19 protein-coding genes are annotated in these 18,896 nt (G+C 69.6%); all 19 read right to left on the reverse strand.

Features of this window, described 5'->3' with window-relative positions; genetic code table 11:
- Positions 1-36 precede the first annotated feature (36 nt).
- Positions 37-483, reverse strand: a complete 447-nt coding sequence (locus ACFVGS_RS13605; protein ID WP_128984701.1) for a DUF2550 domain-containing protein — start codon at positions 481-483, stop codon at positions 37-39.
- A 144-nt stretch (positions 484-627) separates the two neighbouring features.
- Positions 628-1,002 carry a F0F1 ATP synthase subunit epsilon gene (locus ACFVGS_RS13610; RefSeq protein ID WP_384420657.1) on the reverse strand — a complete coding sequence of 125 codons (375 nt, stop codon included), beginning with the start codon at positions 1,000-1,002 and terminating at the stop codon, positions 628-630.
- A gap of 112 nt (positions 1,003-1,114) precedes the next feature.
- Positions 1,115-2,554, reverse strand: coding sequence for a F0F1 ATP synthase subunit beta (atpD, locus tag ACFVGS_RS13615; protein ID WP_384420655.1), 1,440 nt, complete (start codon positions 2,552-2,554; stop codon positions 1,115-1,117).
- Complete coding sequence (locus ACFVGS_RS13620; RefSeq protein ID WP_384420654.1) at positions 2,554-3,471, reverse strand: F0F1 ATP synthase subunit gamma; 918 nt, start codon at positions 3,469-3,471, stop codon at positions 2,554-2,556. The genes atpD and ACFVGS_RS13620 overlap by 1 nt, the downstream gene beginning before the upstream one ends.
- A gap of 20 nt (positions 3,472-3,491) precedes the next feature.
- Positions 3,492-5,087 carry a F0F1 ATP synthase subunit alpha gene (gene atpA, locus ACFVGS_RS13625; protein WP_384420652.1) on the reverse strand — a complete coding sequence of 532 codons (1,596 nt, stop codon included), beginning with the start codon at positions 5,085-5,087 and terminating at the stop codon, positions 3,492-3,494.
- Positions 5,088-5,216: 129 nt separating this feature from the next.
- On the reverse strand, positions 5,217-6,032 hold the full coding sequence (locus ACFVGS_RS13630) for a F0F1 ATP synthase subunit delta (protein ID WP_384420650.1): 816 nt from the start codon (positions 6,030-6,032) through the stop codon (positions 5,217-5,219).
- Complete coding sequence (locus ACFVGS_RS13635) at positions 6,029-6,574, reverse strand: F0F1 ATP synthase subunit B (RefSeq protein ID WP_384420649.1); 546 nt, start codon at positions 6,572-6,574, stop codon at positions 6,029-6,031. The genes ACFVGS_RS13630 and ACFVGS_RS13635 overlap by 4 nt, the downstream gene beginning before the upstream one ends.
- A gap of 41 nt (positions 6,575-6,615) precedes the next feature.
- Positions 6,616-6,849, reverse strand: coding sequence for an ATP synthase F0 subunit C (atpE, locus tag ACFVGS_RS13640; RefSeq protein ID WP_010474382.1), 234 nt, complete (start codon positions 6,847-6,849; stop codon positions 6,616-6,618).
- Between the two features lie 94 nt (positions 6,850-6,943).
- The gene (gene atpB, locus ACFVGS_RS13645) at positions 6,944-7,753 is read right to left on the reverse strand and encodes a F0F1 ATP synthase subunit A (protein WP_385692549.1); all 810 of its coding nucleotides are present in this window, start codon (positions 7,751-7,753) and stop codon (positions 6,944-6,946) included.
- A 225-nt stretch (positions 7,754-7,978) separates the two neighbouring features.
- Positions 7,979-8,392 carry a hypothetical protein gene (locus tag ACFVGS_RS13650; protein WP_384420646.1) on the reverse strand — a complete coding sequence of 138 codons (414 nt, stop codon included), beginning with the start codon at positions 8,390-8,392 and terminating at the stop codon, positions 7,979-7,981.
- Between the two features lie 262 nt (positions 8,393-8,654).
- Positions 8,655-9,974: an MraY family glycosyltransferase gene (locus tag ACFVGS_RS13655; RefSeq protein ID WP_384420644.1), complete on the reverse strand. Its 1,320-nt coding sequence runs from the start codon at positions 9,972-9,974 to the stop codon at positions 8,655-8,657.
- Positions 9,975-10,081: 107 nt separating this feature from the next.
- On the reverse strand, positions 10,082-11,335 hold the full coding sequence (gene glyA / locus ACFVGS_RS13660; protein ID WP_384420642.1) for a serine hydroxymethyltransferase: 1,254 nt from the start codon (positions 11,333-11,335) through the stop codon (positions 10,082-10,084).
- Between the two features lie 148 nt (positions 11,336-11,483).
- The gene (locus ACFVGS_RS13665) at positions 11,484-12,137 is read right to left on the reverse strand and encodes a protein-tyrosine-phosphatase (RefSeq protein ID WP_384420640.1); all 654 of its coding nucleotides are present in this window, start codon (positions 12,135-12,137) and stop codon (positions 11,484-11,486) included.
- Positions 12,134-12,781, reverse strand: coding sequence for an L-threonylcarbamoyladenylate synthase (locus ACFVGS_RS13670; protein WP_384420638.1), 648 nt, complete (start codon positions 12,779-12,781; stop codon positions 12,134-12,136). The genes ACFVGS_RS13665 and ACFVGS_RS13670 overlap by 4 nt, the downstream gene beginning before the upstream one ends.
- A gap of 37 nt (positions 12,782-12,818) precedes the next feature.
- On the reverse strand, positions 12,819-13,664 hold the full coding sequence (gene prmC, locus ACFVGS_RS13675) for a peptide chain release factor N(5)-glutamine methyltransferase (protein WP_384420636.1): 846 nt from the start codon (positions 13,662-13,664) through the stop codon (positions 12,819-12,821).
- A gap of 43 nt (positions 13,665-13,707) precedes the next feature.
- Entirely contained in the window at positions 13,708-14,784 is a 1,077-nt protein-coding gene (gene prfA / locus ACFVGS_RS13680; RefSeq protein WP_384420634.1) for a peptide chain release factor 1, read from the reverse strand.
- A 96-nt stretch (positions 14,785-14,880) separates the two neighbouring features.
- Positions 14,881-15,105: a 50S ribosomal protein L31 gene (gene rpmE / locus ACFVGS_RS13685; protein WP_030761597.1), complete on the reverse strand. Its 225-nt coding sequence runs from the start codon at positions 15,103-15,105 to the stop codon at positions 14,881-14,883.
- A 143-nt stretch (positions 15,106-15,248) separates the two neighbouring features.
- The gene (locus ACFVGS_RS13690; protein WP_385692550.1) at positions 15,249-16,340 is read right to left on the reverse strand and encodes an LCP family protein; all 1,092 of its coding nucleotides are present in this window, start codon (positions 16,338-16,340) and stop codon (positions 15,249-15,251) included.
- A 206-nt stretch (positions 16,341-16,546) separates the two neighbouring features.
- Positions 16,547-18,577: a transcription termination factor Rho gene (rho, locus tag ACFVGS_RS13695; protein WP_385692551.1), complete on the reverse strand. Its 2,031-nt coding sequence runs from the start codon at positions 18,575-18,577 to the stop codon at positions 16,547-16,549.
- Positions 18,578-18,896: the final 319 nt, after the last annotated feature.

The following is an 18,896-nucleotide window of genomic DNA, read 5'->3' on the forward strand; positions in this document are numbered from 1 at the left end:
CGTCCGGGGGGACCCCCATCCAACGAGACAGCCTGCTCAAGCGACATTGACTCGTTGGCCGGGCGGCGCCGCCTCCAGCCACGCCAGGAAGCCCGTGAGCGCGTCCTCGCTCATCGCCAGCTCCAGGCGGGTGCCCTTGACCAGACAGCCCTGGATCACGGAGTCCGAGAGGAGCGCCAGCTCCTCCTCGCCCTCCGGCATCCGGCGCTCCAGGACCTCGATGGCCGAGCGCTCCAGGACCCGGCGCGGGCGGGGCGCGTACGAGAAGACCCGGAACCAGGCGATCTCGTCACCGCTGTAACGGGCGACCCCGTACGACCAGCCCTTGCCGCTGGTGTCCGGGGTCTCGGGTACGTTCCAGCGCAGCGAACAGTCGAACGTGCCGCCGGCGCGCTGGATCAGTCTGCGGCGCAAGCCGAAGACGAAGAGCCCGATCACCAGCAGTGCGACGACCAGGCCGCACACGAGCAGCGCGAGGAACATCTTCACCGACCTCCTCGCTGCGTCCCGTGACCGGCGGAGCCGGCCTGACCGAATACAACCTGCATCTGCATCGCCTCAGCCGCGGCACGGTCTGGAAAATTCCAGCCGTACCGCGGCTGAGGGCTGGGCTCTCGGTGCGGACCGCTAGCGGACCGCTACCGCGCGCAGCCGGACCTCGGCGCGCCGCTCGGCGGCGGCGTCCTCGTCGGCCTTCGCGCGCTCCAGCGCACGCTCGGCGCGCTGGGTGTCGATCTCGTCCGACAGCTCGGCGATCTCCGCGAGCAGAGAAAGCTTGTCGTCGGCGAACGACAGGAAACCGCCGTGGACGGCGGCCACGACAGTGCCGCCCTCGCTCGTACGGATGGTCACCGGGCCCGACTCCAGCACACCGAGCAGCGGCTGGTGGCCGGGCATGACGCCGATGTCGCCGGAGGTGGTACGCGCGATGACCAGGGTGGCCTCGCCGGACCAGACACTCCGGTCCGCGGCGACCAGCTCGACGTGCAGCTCAGCAGCCAAGGGTGGCTCCTCGGGTCACCACCCGGCGGTGCTGCCGGGTGTTGGGATCAATTCTAAGGGGCGTGACGAGGGGGGCGGGACCGATCCCGCCCCCCTCAGGCGAGCACGGGGCTCAGGAGACGCCGAGCTCCTTGGCGTTCTTCTTGAGGTCCTCGAGACCACCACACATGAAGAAGGCCTGCTCCGGGAAGTGGTCGAACTCACCGTCGCAGATCGCGTTGAACGCGGCGATCGACTCGTCGAGCGGAACGTCCGAACCGTCCACACCGGTGAACTGCTTCGCCGCGTGGGTGTTCTGGGACAGGAAGCGCTCGACACGGCGGGCGCGGTGGACAACGAGCTTGTCCTCCTCGCTCAGCTCGTCGATACCGAGGATCGCGATGATGTCCTGGAGGTCCTTGTACTTCTGCAGGATGCCCTTGACGCGCATGGCGGCGTCGTAGTGGTCCTGCGCGATGTAGCGCGGGTCCAGGATCCGGGACGTGGAGTCCAGCGGGTCCACGGCCGGGTAGATGCCCTTCTCGGAGATCGGACGGGAGAGAACCGTCGTCGCGTCGAGGTGGGCGAAGGTGGTCGCCGGCGCCGGGTCGGTGAGGTCGTCGGCGGGGACGTAGATCGCCTGCATCGAGGTGATCGAGTGACCACGGGTCGAGGTGATGCGCTCCTGGAGGAGACCCATCTCGTCGGCCAGGTTCGGCTGGTAGCCCACCGCGGAGGGCATACGGCCGAGCAGGGTCGACACCTCGGAACCGGCCTGGGTGAAGCGGAAGATGTTGTCGATGAAGAACAGCACGTCCTGCTTCTGCACATCGCGGAAGTACTCCGCCATGGTCAGACCGGCCAGGGCGACGCGCAGACGGGTGCCCGGGGGCTCGTCCATCTGGCCGAAGACCAGCGCGGTCTTGTCGAGAACGCCGGCCTCCTCCATCTCGACCATGAGGTCGTTGCCCTCACGGGTGCGCTCACCGACGCCCGCGAAGACCGACACACCCTCGTGCAGCTTCGCCACACGCATGATCATTTCCTGGATCAGAACGGTCTTGCCGACACCGGCACCACCGAACAGACCGATCTTGCCACCCTTGACGTACGGGGTGAGGAGGTCGACGACCTTCAGGCCGGTCTCGAACATCTCGGTCTTGGACTCGAGCTGGTCGAAGGCCGGGGCCTTGCGGTGGATCGGCCAGCGCTCGGCGCTCGCGACCGTGGACGCGTCCTCGTTCAGGACCTCGCCCAGGGTGTTGAACACCTTGCCCTTGGTGACGTCACCGACCGGGACGGAGATGGCCGCACCCGTGTCGGTCACCGGGGCCTGGCGGACCAGACCGTCGGTGGGCTGCATCGAGATGGCGCGGACCAGGCCGTCACCGAGGTGCTGCGCGACCTCGAGGGTCAGCGTCTTGGTGCCGTCGCCGGACGGGTCCGGAACCTCGACGTTCAGCGCGTTGTAGATCTCCGGCATCGCGTCGACGGGGAACTCCACGTCGACGACCGGGCCGATGACCCGGGCGACGCGGCCCGTGGCAGCGGCGGTCTCAACAGAGGTCGTCATTACTTGTCACTCCCCGCGGTCGCGTCGGCCAGGGCTGCGGTGCCACCGACGATCTCGCTGATTTCCTGGGTGATTTCGGCCTGGCGGGCCGCGTTGGCAAGTCGGGTGAGGCTGGTGATCAGCTCGCCCGCGTTGTCGGTCGCCGACTTCATCGCGCGCCGCGTGGCGGCGTGCTTCGAGGCCGAGGACTGGAGCAGCGCGTTGTAGATCCGGCTCTCGACGTAGCGCGGCAGCAGGGCGTCCAGGACGTCCTCCGCCGAAGGCTCGAAGTCGTACAGCGGACGGAGCGTGTCCGACTCGCCGGCCTCCTTCGCGACCTCGTCGAGGCTGAGGGGCAGCAGCCGGGCCTCGACCGCCGTCTGCGTCATCATCGAGACGAACTCGGTGTAGACGATGTGGAGCTCGTCCACGCCGCCCTCGGCCGTGTCCTTCTCGATCGCCTCGATCAGCGGCTCGCCGATCTTCTTGGCGTCCGCGTACGTCGGCTCGTCCGTGAAGCCGGTCCACGTGTCGGCCAGCTTGCGCTCACGGAAGTTGAAGTGCGCGACGCCACGGCGACCGACGACGTAGATGTCGACCGCCTTGCCCTCGCCCTCCAGCTTGCGGACGAGCGCTTCCGCCGCCTTGATGGCGTTGGAGTTGAACGCGCCGGCCAGACCGCGGTCGCTCGTGAGGAGCAGGACCGCGGCGCGGGTCGGGTTCTCCGCCTCGGTGGTCAGCGCGTGCTTGTCGTTGGCGCCGGTGGCCACCGCGGTCACCGCACGGGTGAGCTCGGTGGCGTACGGCGTCGACGCCTGCACCTTGCGCTGCGCCTTGACGACGCGCGAGGCGGCGATCATCTCCATCGCCTTGGTGATCTTCTTCGTCGCGGTGACGGATTTGATGCGACGCTTGTAGACCCGGAGCTGCGCTCCCATGAGTCAGGTCCCTTCCGTCGTCACTTCGAGACGTTGACGGCGGAGGCGTCGTCGCCGAGCAGCTTGCCGTCAGAGGTCTCGAACTGCTTCTTGAACTCCGCGATCGCGTCGGCGACGGACGTCAGCGTGTCGTCCGACATCTTCTTGCCCTCACGGATGGAGGTCATCAGGCCCGAGTGGTTCTGGCGGAGGTACGCCAGCATCTCGGCCTCGAAGCGGCGGATGTCCGCGACCGGGACGTCGTCCATCTTGCCGGTGGTGCCGGCCCAGATGGAGACGACCTGGTTCTCGGTGGCCATCGGCTGGTACTGCGGCTGCTTCAGCAGCTCGACCATGCGCTGACCGCGCTCCAGCTGCGCCTTCGACGCGGCGTCCAGGTCGGAACCGAAGGCGGCGAACGCCTCCAGCTCACGGAACTGGGCCAGGTCGACGCGGAGACGGCCGGAGATCTGCTTCATGGCCGGGTGCTGGGCGGAGCCACCGACACGGGAGACGGAGATACCGACGTTCAGGGCCGGACGCTGGCCGGCGTTGAACAGGTCGGACTCCAGGAAGCACTGGCCGTCCGTGATGGAGATGACGTTGGTCGGGATGAACGCCGAGACGTCGTTGGCCTTGGTCTCGACGATCGGCAGACCGGTCATCGAGCCGGCACCCAGCTCGTCCGAGAGCTTGGCGCAGCGCTCGAGCAGGCGGGAGTGCAGGTAGAAGACGTCACCCGGGTAGGCCTCACGGCCCGGCGGGCGGCGCAGCAGCAGCGACACGGCGCGGTAGGCGTCGGCCTGCTTCGACAGGTCGTCGAAGATGATCAGGACGTGCTTGCCCTGGTACATCCAGTGCTGGCCGATGGCCGAGCCGGTGTACGGGGCGAGGTACTTGAAGCCGGCCGGGTCGGACGCCGGGGCGGCGACGATCGTCGTGTACTCGAGCGCGCCGGCCTCTTCCAGGGCCGCGCGCACGGACGCGATGGTGGAGCCCTTCTGGCCGACGGCGACGTAGATGCAGCGGACCTGCTTGTTCACGTCGCCCGAGCGCCAGTTGTCGCGCTGGTTGATGATCGTGTCGACGGCCAGGGCGGTCTTGCCGGTCTGGCGGTCACCGATGATCAGCTGACGCTGACCACGGCCGACCGGGGTCATGGCGTCGACGGCCTTGTAGCCGGTCTCCATCGGCTCGTGGACCGACTTGCGCTGCATGACGCCGGGCGCCTGCAGCTCGAGGGCGCGGCGGCCCTCGGTCGCGATCTCGCCGAGACCGTCGATCGGGTTGCCGAGCGGGTCGACGACGCGACCCAGGTATCCCTCGCCGACACCGACGGAGAGGACCTCGCCGGTGCGCTGCACCGACTGTCCCTCCTCGATGCCGCTGAACTCGCCGAGGACGATCGCGCCGATCTCGCGCTCCTCGAGGTTCAGGGCGAGGCCGAGGGTGCCGTCCTCGAACTTCAGCAGCTCGTTCGCCATGGCCGAGGGAAGACCCTCGACCTTCGCGATGCCGTCGCCGGCCAGGCTGACCGTGCCGACCTCCTCGCGCGAGGCCGCGTCCGGCTGGTACGACTGGACGAAGTTCTCCAGCGCGTTCCGGATCTCCTCCGGCCGGATCGTGAGCTCCGCCATCTGGGTTCCCTGCTCTCCTTGTTGGGCCCGAAGTTTCTTAGGGGTCTGGGGGCGACCCCCAGGAATCTTCTGCAATCTCTGCACGGCCCAACCGGGCCGCTGGTCATGCTTGTTTCGTTGTGGCCGAGGTCAGCCGGCCAGGCGACGGGTCGCCTCGTCGAGGCGCTCCGCGATGGTGCCGTCGATGACCTCGTCGCCGACGCGCACCGAGATCCCGCCGAGGACCGTGGGGTCCACGTCCAGGTTCAGGTGCATCTGGCGGCCGTACAGCTTGGCCAGCACGGCACCGAGGCGCTGCTTCTGCTGGTCGGTCAGCGGCACCGCCGAGGTGACGACGGCGACCATGCGGTCCCGGCGCGCCGCGGCGAGCTTGGACAGGGACTCGAGTCCCGCTTCCAGGCTACGTCCCCGCGGCTGGGTCACCAGACGGACGACCAGCCGCTCGGTGGCGGCGTTCGCCTTGCCGCCGAGCAGGCTGCGCAGCAGCTCGCCCTTGGCGGCGGTCGTGGCCTTCTTGTCCGTCAGCGCCGAGCGGAGCTCGGTGCTGGAGGAGACGATCCGGCCGAAGCGGAACAGCTCGTCCTCGACGTCGTCGAGGGCGCCCGCCTTCTGCGCGGCCGTGAGGTCGGCGGTGTTCGCCAGCTCCTCCAGGCCGTCGACCAGGTCGCGGGACTGCGACCAGCGGGAACGCACCATTCCGGAGACCAGGTCGACGGTCTCGCCGCCCACCTGACCGGAGAGGAGTCGCTGCGCGAGCTCGGCCTTGGCCTCGCCCGACTGCGCGGGGTCGGTCAGGACCCGGCGCAGCGACACCTCGCGGTCGAGCAGTGCGGTGACCGCGGCCAGCTCACCGGCGAGCTTCGCCGCGTCGACCGAGGTGTTGTCGGTCAGCGCGTCGAGGGCCTCGCGTGCGGCGCTCAGTGCCTCGCGGCTCGCTCCGTTCATCGGACGGCCTCGGCCTTCTCCTCGAGCTCGTCGAGGAAGCGGTCGATGGTGCGGCTCTGGCGGGCGTGGTCCTCGAGGGACTCGCCGACCAGCTTCGCGGCCAGGTCCGTGGCGAGCTTGCCGACGTCCTGACGCAGCGCGGCGGACGCGGCCTTGCGGTCGGCCTCGATCTGGGCGTGACCGGCCGCGATGATCTCCTCGCGCTGGCGCTGGCCTTCCGCCTTCATCTCCTGGATGATCGCGGTGCCCTGCTCCGTCGCCTCCTGGCGGAGACGCGCGGCTTCGTGGCGGGCCTCGGCGAGCTGAGCCTTGTACTGCTCCAGCACACTCTGAGCCTCGATCTGGGCCGACTCGGCCTTCTCGATGCCACCCTCGATGGCCTCACGGCGCTCGTCCAGAACCTTGTTGATGTTCGGGAGGAGCTTCTTGGCGAGGAAGCCGAAGACGATGACGAAGGCGATCAGGCCGATGACGAGCTCGTCGAGATGCGGGATGAGCGGAGGCTGCTCCTCCGCCGCTTCCGCAAGAAGCAGAGCGTTCACATCAGTGCCTTCCGTAAAAAGAATCGGGCTGTCGGTCCGGCTTACTTGTAGACGAAGCCCATGACGATGCCGATGAGGGCGAGCGCCTCACAGAAGGCGAAACCCATGATCTGGTTGGTACGGATCAGGCCGGCCGCCTCGGGCTGACGGGCGAGGGCCTGGGTGCCGTTACCGAAGATGATGCCGACGCCGACGCCGGGGCCGATGGCAGCGAGGCCGTAGCCGATGGAGGCGACGTTTCCGTTGACGGCGGCGAGAGTCTCGAGAGCGGACATGCCGGTTCTTCCTTCTCTTTCAAGGACCCGGTGGGGGTTGGCCACCGGACGACTGTGGGTGGGGTGAGTGGTTCTTGGCTGCTGCCGGGCCGGCTCAGTGGTGCTCGGAGAGCGCGCCCTGGACGTAGCTGCAGGCCAGGAGGACGAAGACGTACGCCTGGACGGCCTGGATGAAGAGCTCGAAGGCGGTCATGATGATGACCATCACGAACGAGGCGCCGGCGTAGACGAAGCCGAGGCCGTTCATGAGGTACCAGGTGGCCAGCGAGAACATCACGATGAGCAGGTGACCGGCGAACATGTTCGCGAACAGTCGGACCGCGTGCGTGAAGGGCCGGATGAGCAGGTTCGAGAAGAACTCGAGGACGACGACCAGGGGCAGGATCGGGCCGAGCGACTTGTCGTAGCCGACGATGTTCTTCCAGCCGCCGACGAAGCCGTGCTTCTTGAAGGTCAGCGAGATCCACAGCACGTACACGATCAGCGCGAGGGCCGCCGGGAAGGCGATCAGCGAGGTGACCGGGAACTGGGCGAGCGGGATGATCGACCAGAGGTTCATCATCCAGACGAAGAAGAACAGCGACACCATCAGCGGGACGTACTTCTCGCCGTCCTTCTTGCCGATGATCTCGTAGACGATGCCGCGGCGCACGAAGTCGTAACCGGCCTCGCCGACCATCTGCATCTTGCCGGGGATCAGCTTGGGCTTGTTGAAAGCGGCCCAGAAGAAGCCGACGACCACGATCGAACCCAGGATGGCGAGCAGCATCGGCTTGGTGAACTCGAAGCTGCCCACGGTGAAGATGGGCTCGTACATGAACGTGTGCAGGCCCGGCGCCGGGAAGCCGCATCCGGTGAAGATGTGGCAATCCGGGTCGAAGGCAAGCGTCTGGTCAGCACTCACCGCGGGCTCCTTCAGCGTGGCGCATAGGTACGGCAACCTCGTTGTGTCGGCGCGGCACGCAGCCGCGGGTCGGCACTGGACTGGTCTTACGGATAAGGGGGCGGCGGTTCGGCATCGAGCCTCGCGCTGGGACAGGCGCCGCTTCGGATGCCCGCGCCCGCAGTGCCGCAGTTGGCACCGGACGATAGCAGGAAGCCGAACGCGTCTTTATCCCGGCCCTACCCTTCACGACTTCGGCCCCGTTTTCTCGGGCTCGACGTACATGATCTTGGCCTTCATATAGGCCCGGGCCTGGGCGGCGACCCACACGATGGTCGTGGCGAGCAGCGTGAAGGCGAAGGCCTTGAAGTCGAACGCCGAAGTGTCCTTCAGCAAGGCCAGGAAGATGAAGAGGACCAGCAGCTGGGCCGTGTAGAGCATCAGCCCCATGGCCTGGAACAGCTGCGGAAGCTTCTTCGCCGTCCGCTGCAGAACCACCAGCCCGATGCCCATGAAGAGAAGCACGACCGCGGTGCCGACGACGGCGCCGAGCGCGCCCTTGCCACCGGCGACCACACCGCTGACAACCGTGGCGATGGCGCCTACGGCGGCGGTGGGCACTGCGGTGTGCAGCAGGGTGCGTGCGTCGTTGGACGGCATGGCGGTGTCTCCGCTTGCTGGAGGGGGCGATGGTGTCGTCATGGACGAGCGTAAGCCCGGTCCGAGGTGTGTCTCGGGGCCAACGAACCGTCGCACTACGGTCCTTCGGCACTGTCGCCGGGTCTCGTGAACCGTATCACAAACTATTTGAATAGGTCTTTACCCAGAGGGTGTGCCAACTCTCACACGTGAGAGTGAGTGCGCGCGTGTGTGCACGACGCGGGGGCACCTTGTCTGGTATTGACCCCCGATGCGGCTTACGTCAACCGCGCGCCCCGGCCTTACTCCGGTCGGAGAAGCGCGAACGGTGGCCGATGGCGGTCGCCCCGTTGACCCCCGCGGGCACGGGCACCCGCTCCTCCTCGACGGCCGGCCCCTCGACGGCCGGGGCCGGCTCCGGCTCCGGAGCGGGCCTGCGGCGCCGGTAGCGCGGCGGCACGACCGCCTCCGCCCAGCGCGGGGCGCGCGGCGTGAAGCGCGGCAGCAGGAGCAGCACCAGACCGACCGCGCTCAGGAAGACCACGGCGAGCACGATCCACATCGATGTCGAGTGCACGGAGTAGGCCAGGGTGCCGAAGGCGATGAGTGCCGACCAGAAGTACATGATCAGCACGGCACGGCTGTGCGAGTGCCCGATCTCCAGGAGCCGGTGGTGCAGGTGCCCGCGGTCCGCCGCGAACGGCGACTGGCCCTTCCAGGTGCGCCGCACGATCGCGAGCACCAGGTCCGCCATCGGGATCGCGATGACCGTCAGCGGCAGCACCAGCGGGATGAAGACCGGCAGGGCGGCGTGCGTGGCGGCCTTGGTCGAACCCTCGAAGATCTTCAGCGCGTCCGGGTCGACCTGGCCCGTGATGGAGATGGCGGACGCGGCCAGGATCAGGCCGATCAGCATCGAGCCCGAGTCGCCCATGAAGATCCGCGCCGGGTGCATGTTGTGGGGCAGGAAGCCCAGGCACATGCCCATGAGGATCGCGGCGAACAGCGTCGCGGGGGCCGCCGCCTCGATCGTGTAGCCGAACCAGATCCGGTACGCGTAGAGGAAGAAGGCCGCGGCGGCGATGCAGACCATGCCGGCGGCGAGGCCGTCGAGGCCGTCGACGAAGTTCACGGCGTTGATGGTGAGGACGACCAGGGCGACCGTGAGCAGTGTGCCCTGCCACTGGGTGAGCGCGACCGTGCCGACGCCGGGGATGGGCAGCCACAGGATCGTCAGACCCTGCATGACCATCACGCCCGCGGAGATCATCTGCGCGCCGAGCTTGATCAGCGCGTCCAGCTCGAACTTGTCGTCGAGGACGCCGATCAGCCAGATCAGGGCGGCGCCGGAGAGCAGCGCGCGTGGCTCGTTGGACAGCTCGAAGACGCTGTTCAGGTTCTGCAGGTGGTCGGCGACGAGGAGTCCCGCGCACAGCCCGAAGAACATGGCGATGCCACCGAGCCGCGGAGTCGGTTCTCGGTGCACGTCGCGGGCGCGGATCTCCGGCATCGCGCCGGTCGCGATGGCGAACTTCCGCACCGGACCGGTCAGCAGATAGGTCACCGCGGCCGTGACACAGAGCGTCAGCAGGTAATCACGCACGGGCTGCCCCACAGGAATCGCTGGCCATCTCAGCCCCACACCCTAGCCGGGCCGTCCCCATGGTCGAGGACATACGGGCGCCGCGAACGGTTCCGGGCGGGGCCTCTTTACCGGCCATACGGGGGAAAACGCCCGGCAAGTTCGCGTACTTCGGCCCGTACCCTCGCCGTCTCCTCCGCGTCGTCCCGTAGCGCCGCGGTGAACAATGCCGCAATTCTGGCCATCTCCGGGCCGCCCATGCCCTGGGTGGTGACGGCGGCCGTACCGAGCCGGATCCCGCGCCCGTCCCCGTACGGCAGCGCACAGGTGTCGAGCACGATGCCGGCGGCGGCGAGCCGGGCGCGGGCGGTGCGGCCGTCGATGCCGAGCGGAGCCGGATCGGCGGTGATGAGATGCGTGTCCGTCCCCCCGGTGGTCAGCGCGAAGCCCTCGGCGGCCAGCGCGGCGGCGAGCACCCGGGCGTGCTCCACCACCTGATGGGCGTACGCGGTGAAGGCCGGAGTGGACGCCTCGCCGAAGGCGACGGCCTTGGCGGCGATGGTGTGCATCTGCGCACCGCCCTGCGAGAAGGGGAACACGGCCCGGTCCACCTGCTGGGCGAGCTCCGCCCCGCACAGCAGCAGCCCGCCGCGCGGGCCGCGCAGCACCTTGTGGGTGGTCCCGCAGACGATGTCGGCGTACGGGACGGGGCTGGGGGCCGCGCCGCCGGCGACGAGCCCGAGCGGATGGGCGGCGTCGGCGATCAGATACGCCCCCACCTCGTCGGCGATGTCACGGAAGACGGCGTAGTCGAGGTGCCGCGGATAGGAGATGGACCCGCAGACGATCGCCTTCGGCCGGTGGTGCCGGGCGAGCGCGGCCACCTGCTCGTAGTCGACGAGGCCCGTCTCGGCGTCGACGCCGTACGGGACGAAGTCGAACCAGCGGCCGGAGAAGTTCGCGGGCGAGCCGTGCGTGAGGTGCCCGCCGTGGGCGAGCCCCATGGCGAGGACGGTGTCGCCGGGCCGCAGCAGCGCGGCATAGGCGGCGAGGACGGCGGACGACCCGGAGTGCGGCTGCACGTTCGCGTGCTCGGCCCCGAAGAGCGAGGTCGCCCGCTCGACGGCGATCCGCTCGACGGCGTCGACGTACTCGCAGCCGCCGTGATGGCGGGCGCCGGGATAGCCCTCGGCGTACTTGTTGGCCAGCTGCGAGCCCAGCGCGGCGAGCACGGCGGGCGAGGTGAAGTTCTCCGCGGCGATCAGCTGCAGACTGTCCGCCTGCCGCCGCACCTCGCCGAGCAGCACATCGGCCACCTCGGGGTCCTGACGGCGCAGTACGTCGAGCGCGTGCTCGTCTTCGGTTGGAGCGGTGACCGGCATGGGGCACTCCGAGTGCGTGAGCGGGCCTGAAAACCCACTCTAGGCACCCACCCCTCCCTCCGCTCCCCCACTGCTCCACCCGGGCCCCAGAACACGGGGAAACGGCCTCAGCGCCCCGACGCGGGCGGCCGCGAACCGGGGTCGGCGGCTAGCGCTTCGTGCCCACGCCCGTCAGGGCCGTCACCACCGGGTCGAGGGCCTGCTGGATCTCCTCGCCGATCGAACGGAAGAACGTGATCGGAGCACCGTACGGGTCGTTCACCTCGTCCGCCTCCGCCGACGGGGCCAGCAGCCACCCGCGGAGAGCCGCGGCCGCGCGGACCAGGGCGCGGGCGCGGTCGACCGTGCCGTGGCCGTCGCGCGGGTCCGGAAGAGTGGCCGGATCTATCGCACGGACGAGGCGGGTGAACTCCTTCAGGGTGAAGGTGCGCAGGCCCGCCGAGTGGCCCATCGAGATGACCTGCGCGCGGTGGTCGCGGGTCGCGGTGAGGACCAGGTCCGCGCGGATGACGTGCTCGTCGAGGAGCTCGCGGCCCGTGAACCCGCTGAAGTCGGCGCCGAAGTCCGCGAGGACCTGCTCCGCGTTGCTCTCCATCGGGGCGCCCTCGTGGCCCCAGGTGCCCGCGCTCTCCACGATCAGACCGCCGCCCATGGGGTCGCCGAGGCGGTCGATCAGGGCATGGCGGGTCAGCCGCTCGGTGATCGGCGAGCGGCAGACGTTGCCGGTGCTGACGTGGAGGATGCGGAAGGTGTTGCCGTCGTGCTCGTGCCCCGCTATGCCACGCCCCTCAGGGGCGGTCAACTGGCCACCTCGAGGTCGGGTACCACCTTCCGGAGCTCGTCCGCCGACAGCGCGCCCTCGCGCAGCAGCACCGGCACCTTGCCCGTCACGTCGACGATGGAGGAGGGGACGATGCCGGGGGTCGGGCCGCCGTCGAGGTAGACGGAGACCGAGTCGCCGAGCATGCCCTGCGCCGCGTCGCAGTCCTCCGGCGACGGGTGGCCGGTCAGGTTCGCCGAGGACACGGCCATCGGGCCGACCTCCGTGAGCAGCTCGATCGCGACCGGGTGCAGCGGCATCCGGATCGCGACGGTGCCGCGGGTGTCGCCCAGGTCCCACTGCAGGGACGGCTGGTGCCTGGCGACCAGCGTCAGCGCGCCCGGCCAGAACGCGTCGACGAGCTCCCACGCCATCTCGGAGAAGTCCGTGACGAGGCCGTGGAGGGTGTTCGGGGAGCCGATCAGCACCGGCGTGGGCATGTTGCGGCCCCGGCCCTTGGCGGCCAGCAGGTCCGCGACGGCCTCCGAGCTGAAGGCGTCCGCCCCGATGCCGTACACGGTGTCCGTGGGCAGCACGACCAGCTCGCCCCTGCGCACGGCGGACGCGGCCTCACGCAGACCCGTCGCGCGGTCCGTCGCCTCGTTGCAGTCGTATCGCCGTGCCATCAGTCCCGGTCCTCCTCGTACACGTCGAACATGCTCGTCATGGGGTCGCCTTGCGCGCGGTCGCGAATCGCGGCCGGTTGTTCAGGTCGGGGTGGTCGGCGGCGTCCGCCCAGCCGGCCTCCTCGTTGAAGATCCACGGCACCTGGCCGCCCTGCGTGTCCGCGTGCTCGACGACCACGAGGCCGCCGGGCCGCAGCAGCCGGTGCGCGGTGCGCTCGATGCCGCGGATGGTGTCGAGGCCGTCCTCGCCGGAGAACAGTGCCATCTCCGGGTCGTGGTCGCGGGCCTCGGGCGCCACGTGCTCCCACTCGGTGAGCGGGATGTACGGCGGGTTGGAGATGACCAGGTCGACCTGGCCGTCGAGCTCCGGCAGCGCGCTCAGCGCGTCGCCCTCGTGCAGGACGACGCGCGAGCCCTGCACGTTCTTCCGGGTCCACACGAGGGCGTCCTCGGACAGCTCCACGGCGTGCACGGTCGAGCGCGGCACCTCTTGCGCCAGGGCGAGCGCGATCGCGCCGGAGCCGGTGCACAGGTCGACGATGAGCGGCTCGACGACGTCCATGGCCCGTACGGCGTCTATGGCCCAGCCGACCACCGACTCCGTCTCGGGACGCGGCACGAAGACGCCGGGACCGACCTGGAGCTCCAGGTAGCGGAAGAACGCGCGGCCGGTGATGTGCTGGAGCGGCTCGCGCGCCTCGCGGCGCGCGATGGCCTCCCAGTAGCGGGCGTCGAAGTCCGCGTCCTTGACGTTGTGCAGCTCCCCCCGCTTGACGCCGTGCACGAACGCGGCGAGCTCCTCGGCGTCGAAACGCGGTGAGGGAACGCCGGCGTCGGCCAGCCGCTGGGTGGCCTGGGCCACCTCGGCAAGCAGCAGGTTCACGCTGGTCCTCCGTGGTGCGGGTGGGGCTTTACGAGGTCGGGTCCTACGCGGCGGCCAGCTTGGCGGCCGAGTCGGCGTCGACGCAGGCCTGGATGACCGCGTCCAGCTCGCCGTCGAGCACCTGGTCCAAGTTGTACGCCTTGAAGCCGACGCGGTGGTCCGAGATGCGGTTCTCCGGGAAGTTGTACGTACGGATCTTCTCGGAGCGGTCGACGGTGCGGACCTGGCTGCGACGGGCGTCGGCGGCCTCGGCCTCGGCCTTCTCCTGCGCGGCGGCGAGCAGCCGGGAACGCAGGATGCGCATGGCCTGCTCCTTGTTCTGGAGCTGGCTCTTCTCGTTCTGGCAGGACGCGACGATGCCGGTCGGCAGGTGCGTGATGCGGACGGCGGAGTCGGTGGTGTTGACCGACTGGCCACCGGGGCCGGACGAGCGGTAGACGTCGATGCGCAGGTCGTTGGCGTGGATCTCGACGTCGACCTCCTCGGCCTCCGGCGTGACGAGCACACCGGCCGCGGAGGTGTGGATGCGGCCCTGCGACTCGGTGGCGGGCACGCGCTGCACGCGGTGCACCCCGCCCTCGTACTTGAGCCGGGCCCAGACGCCCTGGCCGGGCTCGGTGGCCCCGTTGCCGCCCTTGGTCTTCACGGCGACCTGGACGTCCTTGTAGCCGCCGAGCTCGGACTCGGTGGAGTCGATGATCTCGGTCTTCCAGCCGACCCGCTCGGCGTAGCGCAGGTACATCCGCAGGAGGTCGCCGGCGAACAGGGCGGACTCGTCGCCGCCCGCGCCGGCCTTGATCTCGAGGATGACGTCCTTGTCGTCGCTGGGGTCGCGCGGGACCAGCAGCAGCCGGAGCTTGTCGGTCAGCTCCTCGCGCTGCTTCTCCAGCTCCTTGACCTCGGCCGCGAAGTCCGGGTCGTCGTGCGCGAACTCGCGGGCGGTCTCGATGTCGTCACCGGTCTGCTTCCAGGAGCGGTAGGTGGCGACGATCGGGGTCAGCTCCGCGTAACGCTTGTTCAGCTTGCGCGCGTTGGCCTGGTCGGCGTGGACCGAAGGGTCGGCGAGCTTCTTCTCGAGGTCGGCGTGCTCGCCGACCAGTTCCTCGACCGCCTCGAACATCGGGGGCTCCTGGTTTTCGTAAGTTGCTACGGGACGGCAAAGCGCCGGTCCCGGCCACCCCGCGCAGGGGCAGCCGAAGACCGGCGCAGTGGCTCGCTACTTCTTGGCGGAGCCGGCAGCCTTGCCGAAGCGGGCCTCGAAGCGGGCGACGCGGCCGCCGGTGTCGAGGATCTTCTGCTTGCCCGTGTAGAACGGGTGGCACTCGGAGCAGACCTCGGCACGGATGGTGCCCTCGGTGAGGGTGCTACGGGTGGTGAACGACGCGCCGCAGGTGCAGCTGACCTGGGTCTCGACGTACTCGGGGTGGATCTCGCGCTTCAAGGTGTCTCCTAGTTCCGGGAGGGCTCCGGGTCGCCCGTGCGGGATGCACATGCGTGAACCGGGGCCGACGTACCAGTCTGCCAGGACCGGCCGCATCTCCCAAAACCGGGGTCGGGCCGGAACTATTCCTGGCGGCTTCCGGGCTACTTCACGAGGCCCTGGGCCTGGCCCGTGGCCGCGTTCCTCGTCGCCGAGGCGGGGATCGGGCGGTCCGCCTTCAGGGCCGCCCAGACCTGGGCGGCCTGGGCCTCCAGGGGCACGACCCGGTTCGGGTCCCGGGGGTCGTACTCCACCGGCATGGTCACCATGTGGACGTCGTCGGCGCCGAGCCCGGCGAGGCCCCTGGCGAAGCCCATCAGCTCGGTGACGGAGTCGAGCTCGGAGTCGGGGGTGATGGCCTTGGTGGCGGTGTCGGCGAGGTCGAGCAGCTTCTTCGGGTCGGAGAGGACGCCGACGCTCTTCACCTGCTCGATGAAGGCCTTCATGAAGGCCTGCTGGAGCTGGATGCGGCCGAGGTCGCTGCCGTCGCCGACGCTCTTGCGGGTGCGGACCAGGCCGAGGGACTGCTCGCCGTCGAGGGTGTGCGTGCCCGGTTCGAGGTCGAGGTGGCTCTTGGAGTCCCTGATGGCCTGGGTGGTGGTGATCTCGACGCCGCCGAGCCGGTCGATGAGCTTCTTGAAGCCGGTGAAGTCGACCTCGATGTAGTGGTCCATGCGGATGCCGGACATCGCCTCGACGGTCTTGACCGCGCAGGCCGGCCCGCCGACCTCGTACGCCGTGTTGAACATGGCCCGGTGCTCGGCGGCGGCGGTGCCGCCCTTCCCGTCGGTGCAGGCGGGGCGGTCGATCAGGGTGTCGCGCGGGATGGAGACCACGGAGGCCTTCTTGTGGCCCTCGTAGACGTGGACGACCATCGCGGTGTCGGAGCGGGCGCCGCCCTCGTCCCTGCCGTAGTCGCCGTTGGCGCCGGAGCGGGAGTCGGAGCCGAGGACGAGGATGTCCATCGAGCCGTTGTCGACGTTCTCGGGCCGGTCCTTGCCGAGCTGCCCGTTGATGTCGACGCCCTCGAGGTTGCCGTTGAGCTTGAAGTAGACGTAGCCGAGTCCGGAGCCGCCGGCCAGGACGAGTACGGCGGCGGCCCAGGCGGCGGCGACCGCCGCGCGGCGGCCCTTGGCGGGCGGCTTGCGGCGGCGGCCCGTGGCCCGTATTCGGCCGCTCTGGTTCTGCTCGGTCATCGTCTTCCCTCAGCCCTATGGTTCACCTTGTGTGACGGCGAAGCACCCGAAAGGGTTGCATATGAGGCTGTGAGGTTTGGGCGGACCACGGACCGTAACGCGACTGCGCCCACCGTGCGGACACGGTGGGCGCAGTCGTTTACGCAGGTCACGGCGAGATGACGACCCGGAGGTCAGGGCGTCGCCGTGTGACGAGCGTCTCGGCGTCAGTCGTTGTTGGCGCCGGGAGTCGTCTTCTGGATCTGGAGCAGGAACTCCGCGTTCGACTTCGTCTGCTTCAGCTTGTCGAGCAGCAGCTCGATCGCCTGCTGCTGGTCGAGCGCGTGCAGCACGCGACGCAGCTTCCAGGTGATGGAGAGCTCCTCGCTGCCGAGCAGGATCTCCTCCTTGCGCGTACCCGAGGCGTCGACGTCGACGGCCGGGAAGATGCGCTTGTCGGCGAGCTTCCGGTCGAGCTTGAGCTCCATGTTGCCGGTGCCCTTGAACTCCTCGAAGATCACCTCGTCCATGCGCGAGCCGGTGTCGACCAGCGCGGTGGCCAGGATGGTCAGCGAGCCGCCGTCCTCGATGTTGCGCGCGGCACCGAAGAAGCGCTTCGGCGGGTACAGCGCGGTCGAGTCGACACCACCGGACAGGATGCGGCCGGAGGCGGGCGCCGCGAGGTTGTACGCGCGGCCCAGGCGGGTGATGGAGTCGAGCAGGACGACCACGTCGTGACCCAGCTCCACGAGGCGCTTGGCGCGCTCGATGGCCAGCTCGGCGACCGTGGTGTGGTCCTCGGCCGGGCGGTCGAAGGTCGAGGAGATGACCTCGCCCTTGACCGACCGCTGCATGTCGGTGACCTCTTCCGGACGCTCGTCGACGAGGACGACCATCAGGTGGCACTCGGGGTTGTTGTGGGTGATCGCGTTGGCGATCGCCTGCATGATCATGGTCTTGCCGGTCTTCGGCGGGGCCACGATCAGACCGCGCTGGCCCTTGCCGATCGGCGACACGAGGTCGATGATCCGCGTGGTCAGCACGCCCGGGTCGGTCTCCAGACGGAGGCGGTCCTGCGGGTACAGCGGGGTGAGCTTGTTGAACTCGGGGCGGCCGCGGCCGGACTCCGGCGCCATGCCGTTGACCGAGTCGAGGCGCACCAGCGCGTTGAACTTCTCGCGGCGCTCGCCCTCCTTCGGCTGGCGCACGGCACCGGTGACGTGGTCACCCTTGCGCAGACCGCTCTTGCGGACCTGGGCGAGGGAGACGTACACGTCGTTCGGGCCGGGCAGGTAGCCGGAGGTCCGGATGAACGCGTAGTTGTCGAGGATGTCGAGGATGCCCGCGACCGGGATCAGGACGTCGTCCTCGGAGACCTGCGGCTCGCCCGCGAAGTCGTCACGGCCACGACGGCCACGACGGTCGCGGTAGCGCCCGCGACGGCCCCGGCGGCCGCCCTCGAAGTCGTCGTCGTCCTGCGGGCCGGCCGGCTGGCCGCCCTGCTGGCCCTGCGGCTGGCCCTGACCCTGGCCCTGGCCCTGGCGCTCCTTGCGCTGGCCGCCCTGGCCGCCGCCCTGCTGGTCGTCGCCCTTGCCGCGGTCGCGCTGACGGTCACGGCGGTCGCGGCGGTCACCGCGGTCGCGACGGCCACGGCCCTCGGCGCCGTCCACGGCCGCCTCGGCCTGCGGCTCGCCCTTGGTCTCCGTACGGGCCTCGGCGCGGGCCTCGGTCTTGACGACCTGGGCGGTCTCGCCCTTGGCCTCGGCTCCCTCCGGCGAACCGGCGGGGGCGGTGGCGCGCCGGCGACGGCGCTCGCCGGCCGGGGCGTCCACGCCCGCGGGCTGGCCCGGGATCTCGATCTGCTGCTGGGCGACCGGCTCGGCCTTCTCGGCCTTCTCGGGCTTCTCGGCCTTCGGCGCGGCGGTCTCGGCAGCGGTCTCGGCCGTACGGGCCTTGGAGGTGGCGCGGCGCTTCGGCTTGGTCTCGGCGGCGTCGCCGGACTTGGCGGGCGCGGCGGCGGAGCCTCCGGCCTGCGCCTCCTTGATGACCTCGATCAGCTGGCTCTTGCGCATCCGCGCGGTGCCCCTGATGCCGAGGCCGGACGCGACCTGCTGCAGCTCGGCCAGGACCATGCCCTCGAGGCCGGTGCCGGAGCGGCGGCGCCGTGCGGTGGTGCCAGTGGCAGCACCTGCGGCGGGCGCGGCGGTGTCGACGCTGTTGTCGGCAGTCACGCCCATCAGATCGGTGGTGTCGCTCACGAAGGGTCCTTCCCTGGAGCGGACGTCGGCCATCTGGCTCGGCGACCGGTTGTGCTGTCCGGCAGCGGTCCTGCTTGGTGGACCGTGTCGGAGCGGTGGTCCCGCCGGGTGCGGCGGAAGAGAAAACGTGCTGTAAGTCCGGCCCGAGCGCCCCCTGCTCGGCCCTCACGCGGAAGAAGAGCGAGGGGTGTCGTGCCGGTTCCGGAGCGTGCTCGAAACTGCTCAGGCAGGCTGCTCAGGCAGTGGAGGAGGCTCCCGGAAGAATTGGTGGTCCCTGATAGGGACACTCAGCACCGCGCCTCGAAGACGTCGGGTGCAA

Origin of the sequence: Streptomyces sp. NPDC127114 (assembly GCF_042677525.1) — a bacterium.
GTDB lineage: Bacteria > Actinomycetota > Actinomycetes > Streptomycetales > Streptomycetaceae > Streptomyces.